This window comes from Lysobacterales bacterium (assembly GCA_016721845.1).
Classification (GTDB): domain Bacteria; phylum Pseudomonadota; class Gammaproteobacteria; order Xanthomonadales; family Ahniellaceae; genus JADKHK01.
Genome location: JADKHK010000011.1, coordinates 13,545 through 28,135 on the forward strand (window position 1 = coordinate 13,545; position 14,591 = coordinate 28,135).

Here is a 14,591-nt window from a genome sequence, read left to right on the forward strand (position 1 = left end):
CTCAGGCCCGAACCACTTTGACGGCGCACTTCTTGAAGTCGGTCTGTTTCGAGATCGGATCGGTGGCGTCCAGCGTGACCTTGTTGATCAGACGCGAAGCGTCGAACCAGGGCACGAAGATCAGGCCGCGCGGCGGCTTGTTGCGACCGCGGGTCTCGATGCGGGCGCGAATCTCGCCGCGCCGCGAAATCACCCTGGCCTCCTGGCCGCGGCGCAGTTCGCGCGCGGTCGCGTCGTCCGGATGCATGAAGATCACCGCCTGCGGCACCGCCTTGTAGAGCTCGGGTACGCGCATCGTCATCGAACCGGAATGCCAGTGTTCGATCACGCGCCCGGTCGACAGCCACAGATCGAATTCCTCGTCCGGTTCTTCGGCGGCCGGTTGATAGGGCAGGGCCCAGATCACCGCACGGCCATCCGGGAAGCCGTAGAACTCGAAGTCCTTGCCGGCCTTCACGTAGGGGTCGCTGCCTTCCTTGTAACGCCAGCGCGTTTCCTTGCCTTCGACCACCGGCCAGCGCAGGCCGCGACTCTGGTGATACTGGTCGAACGGCGCGAGGTCGTGGCCGTGGTGGCGGCCGAACTGGGCGTATTCCTCGAACAGACCCTTCTGCACGTAAAAGCCGAAGGCCGCGGATTCATGATTGGCATAGCCGGCTTCGATCTCGTCGGGCTTGAATTGGTCGACGACGCCGTTCGCGAACAACAGCTCGAACAGGGTTTTGCCCTTCAGTTCCGGTTTCGCGGCGACCAGTTCCGCCGGCCAGCATTCGTCGACGGTGAAGCGCTTCGAGAATTCCATCAGCTGCCACAGGTCCGAGCGGGCCTCGCCCGGTGCGTCCACTAGTTGATGCCAGAACTGCGTGCGGCGTTCGGCATTGCCGTAGGCGCCTTCCTTCTCGACCCACATCGCCGCCGGCAGGATCAAGTCCGCGGCCTGTGCAGTGACGGTCGGGTAGGCATCGGACACGACGATGAAGTTATCCGGGTTGCGATAGCCCGGGATGCCTTCGTTGGCAGTGTTCGCGCCGGCCTGGATGTTGTTGTTGACCTGCACCCAGTAGGCATTGAGCTTGCCGTCCTTGAGCGCGCGGTTCTGCGCGACGGCGTGGAGTCCGGGCTTTTCCACGATGGTGCCGGGCGGCAGTTGCCAGATCGCCTCGGCCTTGGCGCGATGCTCGGGTTTCGCGACCAGCAAATCGGCCGGCAGGCGATGGCTGAAGGTGCCGACTTCGCGTGCGGTGCCGCAGGCGGACGGCTGACCGGTCAGCGAGAACGGCGAATTCCCCGGCGTCGCGATCTTTCCGGTCAGCAGGTGGATGTTGTAGATCATGTTGTTCGCCCAGACACCGCGCGTGTGCTGGTTGAAACCCATGGTCCAGAACGACATCACCTTGATCTTCGGGTCGGCGTACAACTCGGCCATCTGCTTCAGCCAGGTCGCGTCGACGCCGCTGAGCTTGGCCGCGTATTCCAGCGTGTAGGGACGCACGAACGCGGCGAATTGCTCGAAATCGATCGGCGAACCCTGGTTCGGGTCGGCCGCGTCTTTGGCGTCGACTTCCTTCGGATGGTCGGGGCGCAGGCCATAGCCGATGTCGGTGACGCCGAGCTTGAAGTTGACGTGCTTGCCGACGAAGTCCTTGTTGACCGCACCGGACTGGATGATGTGGTTCGCGATGTAATTGAGGATCGCGAGGTCGGTCTGCGGCTTGAACACCATCGGGATGTCGGCGAGATCGAAGCTGCGGTGTTCGAAGGTCGACAGCACCGCGACCTTGACGCCCGGATTCGAGAGCTTGCGGTCGGTGACGCGGGTCCACAGGATCGGGTGCATCTCGGCCATGTTCGAGCCCCAGAGCACGAAGGCGTCGGCGGCTTCGATGTCGTCGTAGCAGCCCATCGGCTCGTCCATGCCGAAGCTGCGCATGAAGCCCATCACCGCACTGGCCATGCAGTGGCGTGCGTTCGGGTCGATGTTGTTGCTGCGGAAACCGGCCTTGAACAGTTTGTTGGCGGCGTAGCCTTCCCAGATCGTCCATTGGCCCGAGCCGAACATGCCGACCGCCGTCGGGCCCTTCTCCTTCAGCACGCGCTTGAACTGTGCGGCCATCACGTCGAAGGCCTCGTCCCAGGACACCGGCGTGAACTCGCCGCGCTTGTCGTATTGCCCGTTGGTCTTGCGCAGCAGCGGCCGGGTTAGACGGTCTTCGCCGTACATGATCTTCGACAGGAAATAACCCTTGACGCAATTCAGGCCGCGATTCACTTCAGCGTGGATGTCGCCATGGGTCGCGACGACGCGGCCGTCCTTCACGGCGACATTGATGCCGCAACCGGTGCCGCAGAACCGGCAGGGCGCCTTGCTCCACTTGAGTTGCGTGTCGGCGCGGTCGGTGACGATGTTGCTGGCGTCCGCGTACAGGGGGATGCCGGCGACCGCGGCTGCAGTCGCAGCGGCGGAATGGCGGATGAAGTCACGGCGCGTGCTGTGCATGGGCGGCCTCGCTGTCGTCGGTATCGATTTCATGGTGGACCAGATCGGTGGTCATCACGTCCGGTGTGGCGCGGATCGCGTCGAAGCGCTGCGCCAGTTCGTATTCGTTCGCGCCCTCGGCGATGACGACGATGCGGCCGTGCTGCGCACCGCGGACTTCGGTCAGTTGCAGTGCGTTGAGACGCGCCGCGACGGCCGCCTCGTGGTCGGGTCGGCAGCGCACGATCAGGCTGGCGATGTGCCAGGCCATCACTGCGGCCCCGGTGGGCCCGCGAACATCTGGAAGATCCAGACGATGAAGCCCCAGGAGGCGACCAGCCCGACCGCCAGGATCGGCGCCAGGAACACCGTCAGGAACAGGAACGCACGCAACTCGCGGCGTTTGTCCACAGCATTGTCATCCATGCGCGCGATCTCCGCGTCGAGCCTGAGATCAGACTATAACGCCGTTGTTCGCCGCTGGAGTTGACTGCCATCTCGGCTGCCCGTTTCATCACCACGACGATTGCTAGACTCCACGTCTCACCATGACCCGCATCCTCGGCATCGACCCCGGTTCGCAACGCACCGGCATCGGCATCATCGATGCGTTGCCGGACGGGCGCTGCGTGCACGTGTTTCACACGGCACTGCACCTGCTCGACAACGAGACGTTTCATCTGCGTCTGAAGCAGATCTATGACGAGGTCGGCGAGATCGTCGAGACGCATCGGCCGACCGAGGTCGCGATCGAGCGGGTGTTCATGGCGCGCAATCCGGATTCGGCACTGAAGCTTGGTCAAGCGCGCGGCGCGGCCATCGTCGCTGTCGTCGGCAAGGGTTTGGCGCTGACCGAATACGCGCCGAAGGAAGTGAAGCAGGCCGTGGTCGGTAGTGGCTCGGGCGACAAGACCCAGGTGCAGCACATGGTCGGCATCCTGCTGTCCTTGCCCGGCAAGTTGCAGGCCGATGCCGCCGACGCGCTCGCGATCGCATTGACGCATGCGCACACCCGCGCCAGTCTCACCCGCCTCGGCATTCCGCGCACCGCCTGGAGACGCAGATGATTGGACGCCTGAAGGGCGTGTTGGTGATGAAGGCGCCGCCGGCGCTGATGATCGACGTGAACGGCGTCGGCTACGAACTCGAAGCGCCGATGTCGACGTTCTACGAACTGCCGGAACTCGGTCGCGAGATCACGCTGGTCATCCACTACGCGCAAAAGGAGGATGCCGTGAACCTCTACGGCTTCCAGTCCGAGCGCGAACGCGGGCTGTTCCGTACCTTGCTCAAGGTCAGCGGCATCGGCGCGAAGACGGCGCTGTCGATTCTCTCCGGCGTCTCCGCCGACGATTTTGCGCGCATGGTCGCGAACAGCGACCTCACGGCGTTGACCCGCATTCCCGGCATCGGCAAGAAGACCGCGGAGCGCATCGTCGTCGAATTGCGCGACAAGCTCGGGGCAGGGCTGGCGCCGATGGTGGTCGGTGGCGTGAAGATCGTTGCCCACGACCCGGTCGCGGAGGCTTCCGCGGCGCTGGAACAATTTGGATACAAGCCCGTCGAGATCGCCAAGTTGTTGAAAGATGCGGCCGAACCGGGTGATTCCGCAGAAACGATCATTCGCAAAGCCTTGAAGGCCGCATTGCGCACCTGACATGGCTACACTACGCGACCTTTTTTCCGGGCCGCAAGGCTGACACCGGGTTTTATGGGCACTTCCAACGGGCAGCAAGCCGGCAAGGGCGGGATCGCCGGTCTCGCCGTCGCCGCAGTCGGCGTCGTCTTCGGCGACATCGGCACGAGCCCGCTGTACACGATGCGCGAGGCCTTCCATGGCCCGCATGCGATGCCGCTGACCGAAGCCAATGTCTTCGGCGTGTTGTCGCTGGTGTTCTGGTCCCTGATCCTGGTGGTGTCGCTCAAGTACGTCATCTTCATCATGCGCGCCGACAACCGCGGCGAAGGCGGCATCATGGCGATGATGGCGCTGGCCATGAAGGCGGTCGGCGACAACAAGCGGGCGCGACGTTTCATCATCGTGCTCGCCCTGCTGGGCGCCGCCCTGTTCTATGGCGATGGCGTGATCACGCCCGCGATGTCGATCCTCGGTGCCGTCGAAGGCCTGAAGGTGGCCGCGCCGGCGTTCGAGCAATACGTGGTGCCGATCACCCTGCTCATCGTCGTCGGATTGTTCGCGTTCCAGCGCAGCGGCACGGCCCGGGTCGGCGCGGTGTTCGGTCCGGTGATGGTGCTGTGGTTCGTCGTGCTCGGCGCACTCGGCGTGGCCGAAATCCATGAATACCCGGCCATCCTGAAGTCGCTGAACCCCTGGTATGGCGTCCTGTTCTTCGCCGCCCACCCGCTCATGTCCTTTCTCGCGCTCGGCACGGTCGTGCTCGCGATCACCGGCGCCGAAGCGGTGTATGCCGACATGGGCCACTTCGGCCGCCGCCCGATCCGCATCGCCTGGTACTGGATCGTCTTTCCGGGTCTGGTCCTGAACTATCTCGGTCAGGGCGCGCTGATCCTGTCGCACCCCGAAGCCGCGACCAATCCGTTCTACCTGCTCGCCCCGGACTGGGCCTTGTATCCGATGATCGTTCTCGCGGCCGCCGCGGCGGTCATCGCATCGCAGGCGGTGATCTCGGGTGCGTTTTCGGTCACCCGCCAGGCCGTGCAACTCGGCTTCGCGCCGCGCATGCAGATCAAGCACACCTCGGACGAGACCGTCGGCCAGGTGTTCGTGCCCTGGATCAACCGCTTCCTGCTGATTGCCATCGTGCTGGTCGTGCTCGGGTTCGAAACCTCGTCCAACCTGGCCGCGGCCTACGGCATTGCCGTTACCGGGACCATGCTGATCGACACCGTGCTGGCGCTGATCGTCGCGCGCATGATGTGGAAATGGAACAAGTGGATCGTGGTCGCGGTGGGCGCGGTTTTCATCACCATCGATACGGCCTTCTTCGCCGCGAACGCGATCAAGATTCCTTACGGCGGCTGGTTCCCGCTGGTCCTCGGCGCCGGCCTGTTCCTGCTGATGTCGACCTGGCGCAAGGGGCGCACCCTGGTGGTGTCGCAGATGCGCAAGGAAAGCTTGGCGCTGACCCCGTTTATCAGTTCGATCGCCGCACATCCGCCGCTGCGGGTGCCCGGCACGGCGGTGTTCATGACCGCGAACCAGGAAGGTGTGCCGCACGCGATGCTGCACAACCTGAAACACAACAAGGTATTGCACGACCGCAACGTCTTGCTGACGGTGGAAACCGTGGAAACGCCGATTGCCGAACCCGGCGAGCGCATGAAGGTCGAGCCGCTCGGTCATGATTTCTACGCGATGTATTTGCGTTACGGATTCGCCGAAGAGCCCAATGTGCCGAAGACGCTGGGGGGGTGCGAATCCTGCGGCCTGCCCTTCGACATGATGGACACGACCTTCTTCCTGTCGCGCGAAACCCTGATTCCGAGCCAGGAACAGGGCATGCCGCCCTGGCGCGACAAGCTGTTCGCATTCATGGCGCGCAACGCGCAATCGGCCACGACCTTCTTCCAGATTCCCGGCAACCGCCTGATCGAGCTCGGGACTCAGGTCGAGATCTGATGTTGCCGGCAGGGCCGTAGCACGCTACGCCCCTGCGGTCGTGACGCGACTACAATGGCCCGATGACCGATACCCGCCTCACTTCCGCCACGGCGACCCGCGAAGACGACGCGATCGAGGCCAGCATCCGCCCGAAGCGTCTGTCCGAATATCTCGGGCAGGCACCGGTGCGCGAACAGATGGCGATCTACATCGAGGCCGCGAAACGGCGCGCACAGTCGCTGGATCATGTCCTGATCTTCGGGCCGCCGGGGCTCGGCAAGACCACGCTGTCGCAGGTGATCGCGAACGAACTCGGCGTCAACCTGCGTTCGACCTCGGGGCCGGTGCTGGAGCGGGCCGGCGATCTCGCCGCGTTGCTGACCAATCTGCAGCCGCACGACGTGTTGTTCGTCGACGAGATCCATCGCCTGTCGCCGGTCGTGGAAGAGGTGCTGTACCCGGCGATGGAGGATTTTCAGATCGACATCATGATCGGCGACGGACCGGCCGCGCGCTCGATCAAGCTCGACCTGCCGCCGTTCACGCTGATCGGCGCGACCACGCGCGCCGGATTGCTGACGGCGCCGCTGCGCGACCGCTTCGGCATCGTGCAACGCCTCGAATTCTACGAGCGCGCCGAACTCGCACAGATCGTCACGCGTTCGGCGCGCATCCTCGGCATTCATTGCGATGGCGATGGTGCCGACGAGATCGCGCGGCGCTCGCGCGGCACGCCACGCATCGCCAATCGCCTGCTGCGGCGCGTACGCGACTATGCCGAAGTGCGCGGCGACGGCCATATCGACAGCGCCATCGCCACCCAGGCGATGAAGATGCTGAAGGTCGATGAGGAAGGCTTCGACGCGCTCGACCGGCGCATGCTGGGCATGATCATCGAGAACTTCGATGGTGGCCCGGTCGGCGTGGAATCGATCGCGGCGGCGCTGAGCGAGGAACGCGGCACCATCGAGGACGTGATCGAGCCCTATCTGATCCAGCAGGGTTTCCTGGTGCGGACTGCGCGCGGACGCATGGCCTCGGCCAAGGCGTACCGGCATTTCGGGCTGAGTCCGCCGCGCCGCGCCGATGCGCCGGTGCCGGATCTGTTCGGGGCCGGAGAGTGAGTCCGGTCTTCGAATGGCCGATCCGCGTCTACTACGAGGACACCGATGCCGGCGGCGTTGTCTACCATGCCCGCTACCTGCATTTCCTCGAACGCGCCCGCACCGAATGGCTGCGCAGCATCGGCATTGATCAATCGCGGCTGAAGCGCGAACGCGGCCTGGTGTTCGTGGTCAGCAGGGTTTCGCTATCCTTCCGCCGCCCCGCGACGCTCGATGACGAGTTGCTCGCCACGTGCGTGCTCGTCGAACAGCGCGGGGCCAGCCTTCGTTTCACCCAGGAACTGCGCAAGGCCGGGAGCGGCGAACGGCTGCTCGATGCCGACGTGCTTGCGGCCTGCGTGACCGCCGATTCCTTCCGTCCCGTGGCCCTGCCGCGGGACCTGTTTCCGGAGTAGATGATGCCTTCAGTCCTGTCCTTGCTCAGCCTCGCAGCCAGCGCGGCGGCACCGATCGAATTGGGGGATGCCGTCCAGGCCGCCGCCGCGGTGGTGCCGCCGGATGGCGGCTTCGACATCCTCAAGCTGGTCATCGGCGCGTCGTTGCCGGTGAAACTGGTCATGGGCCTGCTGCTGGCGGCCTCGCTGATGAGTTGGACGATCATTCTCGGCAAGCGCAGCATTCTCGAGAAGTCGAAGAAGCAGGCCAACGATTTCGAGGAGCGCTTCTGGTCAGGCGGCGACCTCGGCGCCTTGTTCAAGGAAGTGTCCGCGCCCGGCAAGGACAGCGATGGCCTGCCCGGCATCTTCGAGGCCGGATTCCGCGAGTTCGCGCGCCTGCGTTCGCGCCGCACTATGGACCCGCGCATCATGGTCGAGGGCGCGCAGCGCGCCATGCGCGCCGCCGCCGGTCGCGAAGTCGATCGTCTCGAGAAGGACCTCGAATTCCTCGCCAATGTCGGATCGATCTCGCCTTACATCGGCCTGTTCGGCACGGTCTGGGGCATCATGATCGCGTTCATGGACCTGAGCACGGCCAAGACCGCGACCATCGCGACCGTGGCGCCGCCGATTTCCGAAGCCTTGATCGCGACCGCGATGGGGCTGTTCGCGGCGATCCCGGCGGTGTGGGCGTTCAATCGTTTCTCGAATCTGGTGGAGCGCCTGAACGTGCGCTTCGATGCCTTCCAGGAGGAATTCTCGTCGATCCTGCAACGTCAGGCCCATGTCGAGGACAACCATTGACCCCGTCCGCATCCGCGTCGCGTTGGAGCTGACATGTCCGCCGGAAAGCTGCGCAAACGCAGGAAACTGAAGTCCGAGATCAACGTCGTGCCGTACATCGACGTGATGCTCGTGTTGCTGATCATCTTCATGGTCACCGCGCCGATGCTGAACCTCGGCGTCGACATCGATCTGCCCGAATCGAATGCGAAGACGGTGTCGCTGGACTCGGATCCGGTGCTGGTCAGCATCGCCCGCGACGGCACCATGTACTTGACCCTGGGCGACGAGAAGCGCGAAGCCATCGAGATGACCGATCTCGGCAACAAGGTCGCGGCCTTCGTGCGGCAGAACCCGAAAGTGCCGGTACTGGTCGGCGGCGACCACAGCATCGACTACGGCCGGGTCTACGAGATCATGGTGGTGTTGCAGCAGGCGGGTGTGCCGCGCGTCGGGCTGATGAGCCAGCCGGCCGGCGAAAAGGCCAAGGCGCGCTGACATGGCCGAGCGCCGCGACGACACCTTGTTCGCGTTCGGCGGCTCGCTGCTGCTGCATGCCGGCATCGTGGCGATCGTGTTCGTGGCGATGTGGCTCAAGCCGACGATCGCGCCGGCCGATGTGGCCGGCCCGGTGATCGAGGCGGTCCTGGTTGATTTCAGTGCGCCGCCGCTGCCTGCAGCCGCGTCGAGGCCGAAGCCGACGCCGCCCAAGCCGGAGCCACCCAAGCCGCAGCCGGAACCGCCGCCGCCACCGCCCGAAGAGACGCAGACGCCACCGCCGGCGCAGGACCAGATCGATCAGGAAAAAGTGCGCCTGGCAGCCGAGGCGCTGGAACAGGCCGAGCGCGAGCAGGAAGAAAAGCGCAAGCAGGAGCAGGTCGATCTCGATCGCCAGGAAGAGCTGACCAAGATGGAGCGGGAGCGCCAGAAGCAGCTCGAGGATATCAAGCGCCTGCGCGAGGAAGCCGAGCGCAAGCGCAAGATCGAGGAAATGAAGCTGGCGCAGCTGCAGGACAAGCAAAAGCAGACCGAGGCCGACAAGCAGCGCGCGCTGGAACAGCAGCGCATGGACGAGCTTTCGAAGCAGGAGGCCGCACAGCGCCCCGGCACCAACGGTCGCGACGACAGCTTGCTCGGGCAATACAAGCTCGCGATCACCAACACCATCGACCGCAACTGGCTGCGCCCGGACTCGCTGCGCGAAGGCTTTCGCTGCAACGTCACCGTCACCCAGATTCCGGGTGGCGAGGTCATCGCGGTCGATACCTCGTCCTGCTTCGGCGACCCGAACATCGTGCGCAGCATCGAAGCTGCCGTTCAGCGTGAACCCTTACCCTATCGTGGCTTCGAGAACGTATTCGCTCGCAAAGTCACTGTCCCGTTCTGCTTTCCCAGAGAGATCTGCACCCAATGAAGCGACTCCAATGGTTCTTTGTGCTGTTTGGCCTGATGGTCGCCCGTGTCGGCATCGCGCAAACGCTGGCGGTCGGGCCGGTCTCGGGGAACGAGGCCGCATTGCCGGTTGCGGTGGTGCCGTTCGCGTTCGAGGGTGCGGGCCTGCCGCCGGATACCGACATCAGCGCGGTTATCGGCGCCGACTTGAGTCGTAGCGGCCAGTTCCGAGCGCTCAGTCGCCAGGACATCGTCGAGACGCCGGCGCGCCCGGCCGACGTGAAGTTCGCGACCTGGCGCCTGCTCAAGCAGGATTTCCTGGTGATCGGCCGCATATCGGACGCCGACGCCGGTGCGTTGCGCATCGAGTTCGAGTTGTTCGACGTGGCCAAGCAGGCGCGGTTGATGGGGTTGGCGATCGGCGCGCGTCCGAACGACCTGCGTGGCGCCGCGCACCAGATCGCCGACCTCGTCTACGAGAAGATCCTCGGTGTCCGCGGCGCGTTCTGGACACGCATCGCCTACGTCACCGCGACCGGCATCGGTCGCGACACCCAGTACGCGCTGATGGTCGCCGACTCGGACGGCTTCAACCCGCAGACGGTGGTGCGCTCGCGCGAGCCGCTGCTGTCGCCGGCCTGGTCGCCGGACAACAAGCGCCTGGCCTACGTCAGCTTCGAGCGCGGCAATTCCTCGATCTACATCCAGGAGCTGACCACCGGCTCGCGCCAGGTCGTGGCGTCCTACCGCGGCATCAACGGTGCGCCGGCGTTCTCGCCGGACGGCTCGAAGCTGGCGTTGACGCTGTCGCAGTCCGGCAACCCGGAAATCTACGTGATGGACATCGCCTCGCGCCGCACGACCCAGATCACCCGACATTTCTCGATCGACACCGAGCCGGTGTGGATGCCGGACGGCGCGACCCTGCTGTTCACCTCCGACCGCGCCGGCAAGCCGCAGATCTACAGCGTCCCGGCCAGTGGCGGCGACGCCACCCGGGTCAGCTTTCAGGGTGAATACAATGCCCGCGCCACCATTGGTTACCAGGGCAAGACCTTGGCTATGGCACAGGGCAGCGGAAATGTGTATCGTATTGCGGTTGTGGATCGGTCGCGCGGCGGGGCTGGGGATATGAGCCTGATTTCGCCCGGTAATCTGGACGAATCACCGAGTTTCGCGCCGAACGGAAGCATGATCTTGTACGCCGCACGCGAAGGAAAGCGTGGCGTACTCTTTGCCGTGTCCGCCGACGGGCGGGTACGGCAGCGCTTGGTACTGGCCGATGGCGATGTCCGTGAACCTGCGTGGGGTCCCTTCCGCCAGCGTTAAGTCATCGGCCGGTAAAGTCTCGCGCGATGCAATGCCCTGATTCATCCAAAAAAAACCTCGAGGAAACAACACAATGAACAACACGATGCGCGTAGTCCTGTCCCTGGCGATGGTCGCTTCCCTCGCCGCCTGCACCAAGAAAGCCGAAGTCATCGAAACGCCGCCGCAGCCGGAAAAGCCCGCCGACGTCGTCGAGCCGATGGAAGACGACGGCAAGTACGATGCCAGCGATCTCGACACCGACAGCTGCCTGCGTCAGCGCGTGGTGTACTTCGATTTCGACAAGGCCGAGATCCGCGCCGAAGCCCAGGCCATTCTGGCTTGCCACGGCAAGTACCTCGTCGACCGTCCGTCGGCGGCAATGACGCTGGAAGGCCATGCCGACGAGCGCGGTTCGCGTGAATACAACCTCGGCCTCGGCGAGCGTCGCGGCAACGCCGTGTCGTCGGCCCTGCAGGCCAACGGTGGCCAGGCCGCGCAGCTGAACGTCGTCTCCTACGGCGAAGAGCGCCCGACCTGCTCCGACTCGAACGATGAGTGCTGGGGCAAGAACCGTCGCGTCGAAATCGTCTACACGGCTAAGTAAACAGCGATGATGAAGTCCGGTTCACTGTTTCGTGGACCCCTCGTGGCGGCGGCCTTGGTCGCCGCCACGTCGTTTTCGGGGTCGGTGGGCGCCCAAACGGGTCGTCTGAGTCTCGCTGAGCGTGTTGCCCGCATCGAAGCCCAGAGTCAGGGGCAGGGGAGTGGCCAGTCCACCGTCGACCTGCTGAACCGTATCGATGACCTCCAGTCCGAAGTGCAGTCGCTGCGCGGACTGGTCGAACAACAGGCCTTCGCGATCGAAGAACTGAAGAAGCGCGGGCGCGACCAGTACGTCGATCTCGATTCGCGCATCAGCCGCCTCGAAGGCAATCCGGCGCCCGTGTCCTCGGCGCCGCCGTCCGAACCGACTGCGGCGATTGCGCCGGGTCAGATTCAGGATCTCCCGGCCGCACCCGTTGCGCCCGGACAATTGACGATGGACGCGCCGGTGGCCCCCGCCACGACCGACCCGATGACAGGCGCCGAATCGGCAGCTGCGGCGACGCCGATCGCGCCGACGCTGGCGGAGCCGACTGATCCGTCCGTCGCCTCGACGACGATGATTCCTCAGGCTGGCGAACAGGCCAGCTACGACACGGCCTTCGATGCCCTGCGCGAAGGCCGCTATGCCGAATCGGCGCGCCGCTTTTCGGCCTTCCTCGAGCAATACCCGCAAGGCGAACTCGCCGACAACGCGACGTACTGGCTCGGCGAGTCCTACTACGTCACCCAGAACTACCAGATTGCGCTCGATACCTTTCGCGCGCTGCTGGCCGCCTACCCGCAAAGCGCCAAGACCCAGGACGCCATGCTCAAGGTCGGCTATTGCCTCTACGAACTGAAACAGTGGAACGATGCCGAGGCCGCCTTGAACGACGTCGTCGCGCGTTATCCCGGTTCGACTGTCGCGCGATTGGCGCAGGGTCGCCTGCGTGCGCTGCGTCTCGAAGGCAAGACACCGTAAGCGATGAACGAAGCAGCCGTCGCGGCCGCGGATTCCGGGGCCGCGACGGCCGCGAACGAACCGCGCCTCAAGCTCACCGAGATTTTCCACTCGCTGCAGGGCGAGGCGGACGCGGTCGGTTGGCCGACCGTCTTCATTCGCCTGACCGGTTGCCCGCTGCGCTGCACCTATTGCGACACCGCGTATGCCTTCTACGGCGGCGAATGGTGGACGATTGAATCAGTCCTGCAGAAAGTCGCGGACTTCGCTGCGCGCCATGTCTGCGTGACCGGCGGTGAACCGCTCGCGCAACGCGCCTGCATCGATCTGTTGAGAGCCCTCTGTGATGCCGGCTATTCGGTGTCGCTGGAAACCAGCGGCGCGCTGGATATCGCGGCGGTCGACCCGCGCGTGTCCCGCGTCGTCGACCTGAAGACGCCCGATTCGAACGAGTGCGAGCGCAATCGTTACGAGAACCTCGACCTGCTGAATCCGCACGACCAGCTCAAGTTCGTGCTGTGTTCGCGCGCCGACTACGAATGGGCGAAGCGCATCGTGCTGGAACGCAGCCTGCATGCGCGCTGCGCGGTCCTGTTTTCACCGAGCCATCGCCAGGTCGCGCCGCGCGATCTGGCCGAATGGATCCTCGCGGACCGCTTGCCGGTCCGCTTCCAGCTCCAGCTGCACAAGCAGCTCTGGGGCGACTTGCCGGGGCGCTGACGATGATCACAACCGACTTGTTCTGGCCCTGCGCCGCGCTCGTCGCGTGGACCGCCCTGGTCTGGGTTGCCCTCTACGTGCAACGGATCGGCGAGATGCGCGCGAGCCGCATCGACGCGCAGCGCCTGTTCAACCGCAAAGCCCGTGTCGAACTGCTGCAGCGCACCTCGGCGGCTGACAACTTCAACAACCTGCTCGAACTGCCGATGCTGTTCTATGTCGCGATGGGCTTCGCGACCTTGCTGGCGGTGCACGATCGCTGGCTGTCGACGCTCGCCTGGACCTTCGTCGGGTTGCGCGTGTTGCACAGTCTCATCCACATCACCTACAACCGCGTCATGCATCGCTTCATCGTCTACGCACTCGGCGCGCTGACGCTGTTCGCGCTGTGGGCGCTGCTGATGCTGCGGGTCGCCCAATGACGCAGCCCGCACCGCGCGCCGTCGTGCTCGTGTCGGGCGGCATGGACTCGGTCGCGACGCTCGCAATCGCCCGCGCGCAAGGCTTCGATTGCTACGCGCTCAGCGTCGATTACGGCCAGCGTCATCACGCCGAGCTCGATGCCGCGAAGCGCAATGCGCAGGCGCTCGGTGCGATCGCGCACAAGATCGTGCACATCGACCTGCGCATGCTCGGCGGTTCGGCGCTGACCGACGACATCGCCGTTCCGGAAGCGCCCAGCAGTGGTATTCCCGTAACCTACGTGCCGGCGCGCAACACCATCATGTTGTCGGTGGCGCTCGGCTGGGCCGAGGTGCTGGGTTCGCGTGATCTGTTCTGTGGCGTCAATGCAGTCGACTATTCCGGCTATCCGGACTGTCGGCCCGAGTTCATCCGTGCCTTCGAGCAGCTCGCCAATCTCGCGACCAAGGCCGGTGTCGAGGGCCAGCGCTTCACCGTGCATGCACCGCTGATGGCAATGTCGAAGGCCGATATCGTGCGTGCCGGGCTTGCCCATGACGTCGACTTCTCGACCACGGTCTCGTGTTATCAGGCAGACGAGGCCGGGCGTGCCTGCGGTCGCTGTGATGCCTGCCGGCTGCGCCGGCAAGGATTCGTCGATGCCGGCGTCGCCGATCCGACGCGTTATCGCTGACCAGCGACGATTGCAGATAATTTCCTTGAGCGTTCATCTGCGCTCGCCTAAACTTCGCGCCCCTTTCGGGAAGCAATCACCGGGTCATTAGCTCAGCCGGTAGAGCAGCGGACTTTTAATCCGTTGGTCGACAGTTCGAATCTGTCATGACCCACCACTTCCCGTCATCCAGTGCCACAGCGG

Annotated in this window: 17 protein-coding genes and 1 tRNA gene; 15 read left to right on the plus strand and 3 right to left on the minus strand. The window is 64.7% G+C overall.

Annotated features, from left to right (window positions below):
- Position 1: 1 nt before the first annotated feature.
- From napA to napE, 3 genes are read right to left on the minus strand one after another with little or no spacing between them, the layout of a single operon-like run.
- Positions 2 to 2,497: a periplasmic nitrate reductase subunit alpha gene (gene napA / locus IPP28_06835; protein MBL0040753.1), complete on the minus strand. Its 2,496-nt coding sequence runs from the start codon at positions 2,495 to 2,497 to the stop codon at positions 2 to 4.
- Positions 2,478 to 2,747 carry a chaperone NapD gene (locus tag IPP28_06840; protein MBL0040754.1) on the minus strand — a complete coding sequence of 90 codons (270 nt, stop codon included), beginning with the start codon at positions 2,745 to 2,747 and terminating at the stop codon, positions 2,478 to 2,480. The genes napA and IPP28_06840 overlap by 20 nt, the downstream gene beginning before the upstream one ends.
- Positions 2,747 to 2,902 (minus strand): periplasmic nitrate reductase, NapE protein, encoded by a 156-nt coding sequence (gene napE, locus IPP28_06845; protein ID MBL0040755.1) that lies wholly within the window; start codon positions 2,900 to 2,902, stop codon positions 2,747 to 2,749. Before napE ends, IPP28_06840 begins: the two co-directional genes overlap by 1 nt.
- Positions 2,903 to 3,024: 122 nt before the next feature.
- Between napE and ruvC the strand changes: the two genes are divergently transcribed.
- The 15 genes from ruvC to IPP28_06920 all read left to right on the plus strand — a co-directional run bounded on the left by ruvC (position 3,025) and on the right by IPP28_06920 (position 14,565).
- Positions 3,025 to 3,543: a crossover junction endodeoxyribonuclease RuvC gene (gene ruvC, locus IPP28_06850; protein ID MBL0040756.1), complete on the plus strand. Its 519-nt coding sequence runs from the start codon at positions 3,025 to 3,027 to the stop codon at positions 3,541 to 3,543.
- A complete protein-coding gene (gene ruvA, locus IPP28_06855; protein ID MBL0040757.1) occupies positions 3,540 to 4,133 on the plus strand; it encodes a Holliday junction branch migration protein RuvA in 594 nt (197 codons plus the stop codon). Before ruvC ends, ruvA begins: the two co-directional genes overlap by 4 nt.
- 54 nt (positions 4,134 to 4,187) lie before the next feature.
- Positions 4,188 to 6,077, plus strand: a complete 1,890-nt coding sequence (locus IPP28_06860; protein ID MBL0040758.1) for a potassium transporter Kup — start codon at positions 4,188 to 4,190, stop codon at positions 6,075 to 6,077.
- Between the two features lie 62 nt (positions 6,078 to 6,139).
- Positions 6,140 to 7,183 (plus strand): Holliday junction branch migration DNA helicase RuvB, encoded by a 1,044-nt coding sequence (ruvB, locus tag IPP28_06865; protein ID MBL0040759.1) that lies wholly within the window; start codon positions 6,140 to 6,142, stop codon positions 7,181 to 7,183.
- The gene (gene ybgC, locus IPP28_06870; GenBank protein MBL0040760.1) at positions 7,180 to 7,578 is read left to right on the plus strand and encodes a tol-pal system-associated acyl-CoA thioesterase; all 399 of its coding nucleotides are present in this window, start codon (positions 7,180 to 7,182) and stop codon (positions 7,576 to 7,578) included. The genes ruvB and ybgC overlap by 4 nt, the downstream gene beginning before the upstream one ends.
- Positions 7,579 to 8,364, plus strand: a complete 786-nt coding sequence (gene tolQ, locus IPP28_06875; GenBank protein ID MBL0040761.1) for a protein TolQ — start codon at positions 7,579 to 7,581, stop codon at positions 8,362 to 8,364.
- Between the two features lie 33 nt (positions 8,365 to 8,397).
- Complete coding sequence (gene tolR / locus IPP28_06880; protein MBL0040762.1) at positions 8,398 to 8,841, plus strand: protein TolR; 444 nt, start codon at positions 8,398 to 8,400, stop codon at positions 8,839 to 8,841.
- 1 nt (position 8,842) lies between these two features.
- The gene (locus IPP28_06885) at positions 8,843 to 9,757 is read left to right on the plus strand and encodes a cell envelope integrity protein TolA (GenBank protein ID MBL0040763.1); all 915 of its coding nucleotides are present in this window, start codon (positions 8,843 to 8,845) and stop codon (positions 9,755 to 9,757) included.
- Positions 9,754 to 11,064 carry a Tol-Pal system beta propeller repeat protein TolB gene (tolB, locus tag IPP28_06890; protein ID MBL0040764.1) on the plus strand — a complete coding sequence of 437 codons (1,311 nt, stop codon included), beginning with the start codon at positions 9,754 to 9,756 and terminating at the stop codon, positions 11,062 to 11,064. Before IPP28_06885 ends, tolB begins: the two co-directional genes overlap by 4 nt.
- Positions 11,065 to 11,137: 73 nt before the next feature.
- Positions 11,138 to 11,650, plus strand: coding sequence for a peptidoglycan-associated lipoprotein Pal (gene pal / locus IPP28_06895; protein MBL0040765.1), 513 nt, complete (start codon positions 11,138 to 11,140; stop codon positions 11,648 to 11,650).
- Between the two features lie 9 nt (positions 11,651 to 11,659).
- Positions 11,660 to 12,613, plus strand: coding sequence for a tol-pal system protein YbgF (gene ybgF, locus IPP28_06900; protein ID MBL0040766.1), 954 nt, complete (start codon positions 11,660 to 11,662; stop codon positions 12,611 to 12,613).
- 3 nt (positions 12,614 to 12,616) lie between these two features.
- Positions 12,617 to 13,312, plus strand: a complete 696-nt coding sequence (queE, locus tag IPP28_06905) for a 7-carboxy-7-deazaguanine synthase QueE (protein ID MBL0040767.1) — start codon at positions 12,617 to 12,619, stop codon at positions 13,310 to 13,312.
- Between the two features lie 2 nt (positions 13,313 to 13,314).
- Positions 13,315 to 13,734 carry an MAPEG family protein gene (locus IPP28_06910; protein MBL0040768.1) on the plus strand — a complete coding sequence of 140 codons (420 nt, stop codon included), beginning with the start codon at positions 13,315 to 13,317 and terminating at the stop codon, positions 13,732 to 13,734.
- Positions 13,731 to 14,408, plus strand: coding sequence for a 7-cyano-7-deazaguanine synthase QueC (gene queC, locus IPP28_06915; GenBank protein MBL0040769.1), 678 nt, complete (start codon positions 13,731 to 13,733; stop codon positions 14,406 to 14,408). The genes IPP28_06910 and queC overlap by 4 nt, the downstream gene beginning before the upstream one ends.
- Positions 14,409 to 14,489: 81 nt before the next feature.
- Positions 14,490 to 14,565, plus strand: a tRNA-Lys gene (locus IPP28_06920).
- Positions 14,566 to 14,591: the final 26 nt, after the last annotated feature.

Bases quoted from the DNA above. Each gene is read 5' to 3' on its own strand.
- pal (MBL0040765.1), top strand. From the start codon at position 11,138: ATGAACAACACGATGCGCGTAGTCCTGTCCCTGGCGATGGTCGCTTCC.
- napE (MBL0040755.1), bottom strand. From the start codon at position 2,902: ATGGATGACAATGCTGTGGACAAACGCCGCGAGTTGCGTGCGTTCCTG.
- ruvB (MBL0040759.1), top strand. From the start codon at position 6,140: ATGACCGATACCCGCCTCACTTCCGCCACGGCGACCCGCGAAGACGAC.
- IPP28_06840 (MBL0040754.1), bottom strand. From the start codon at position 2,747: ATGGCCTGGCACATCGCCAGCCTGATCGTGCGCTGCCGACCCGACCAC.
- queE (MBL0040767.1), top strand. From the start codon at position 12,617: ATGAACGAAGCAGCCGTCGCGGCCGCGGATTCCGGGGCCGCGACGGCC.
- ruvA (MBL0040757.1), top strand. From the start codon at position 3,540: ATGATTGGACGCCTGAAGGGCGTGTTGGTGATGAAGGCGCCGCCGGCG.
- queC (MBL0040769.1), top strand. From the start codon at position 13,731: ATGACGCAGCCCGCACCGCGCGCCGTCGTGCTCGTGTCGGGCGGCATG.
- napA (MBL0040753.1), bottom strand. From the start codon at position 2,497: ATGCACAGCACGCGCCGTGACTTCATCCGCCATTCCGCCGCTGCGACT.
- IPP28_06885 (MBL0040763.1), top strand. From the start codon at position 8,843: ATGGCCGAGCGCCGCGACGACACCTTGTTCGCGTTCGGCGGCTCGCTG.
- tolB (MBL0040764.1), top strand. From the start codon at position 9,754: ATGAAGCGACTCCAATGGTTCTTTGTGCTGTTTGGCCTGATGGTCGCC.
- tolQ (MBL0040761.1), top strand. From the start codon at position 7,579: ATGATGCCTTCAGTCCTGTCCTTGCTCAGCCTCGCAGCCAGCGCGGCG.
- IPP28_06860 (MBL0040758.1), top strand. From the start codon at position 4,188: ATGGGCACTTCCAACGGGCAGCAAGCCGGCAAGGGCGGGATCGCCGGT.
- tolR (MBL0040762.1), top strand. From the start codon at position 8,398: ATGTCCGCCGGAAAGCTGCGCAAACGCAGGAAACTGAAGTCCGAGATC.
- ruvC (MBL0040756.1), top strand. From the start codon at position 3,025: ATGACCCGCATCCTCGGCATCGACCCCGGTTCGCAACGCACCGGCATC.
- ybgF (MBL0040766.1), top strand. From the start codon at position 11,660: ATGAAGTCCGGTTCACTGTTTCGTGGACCCCTCGTGGCGGCGGCCTTG.
- IPP28_06910 (MBL0040768.1), top strand. From the start codon at position 13,315: ATGATCACAACCGACTTGTTCTGGCCCTGCGCCGCGCTCGTCGCGTGG.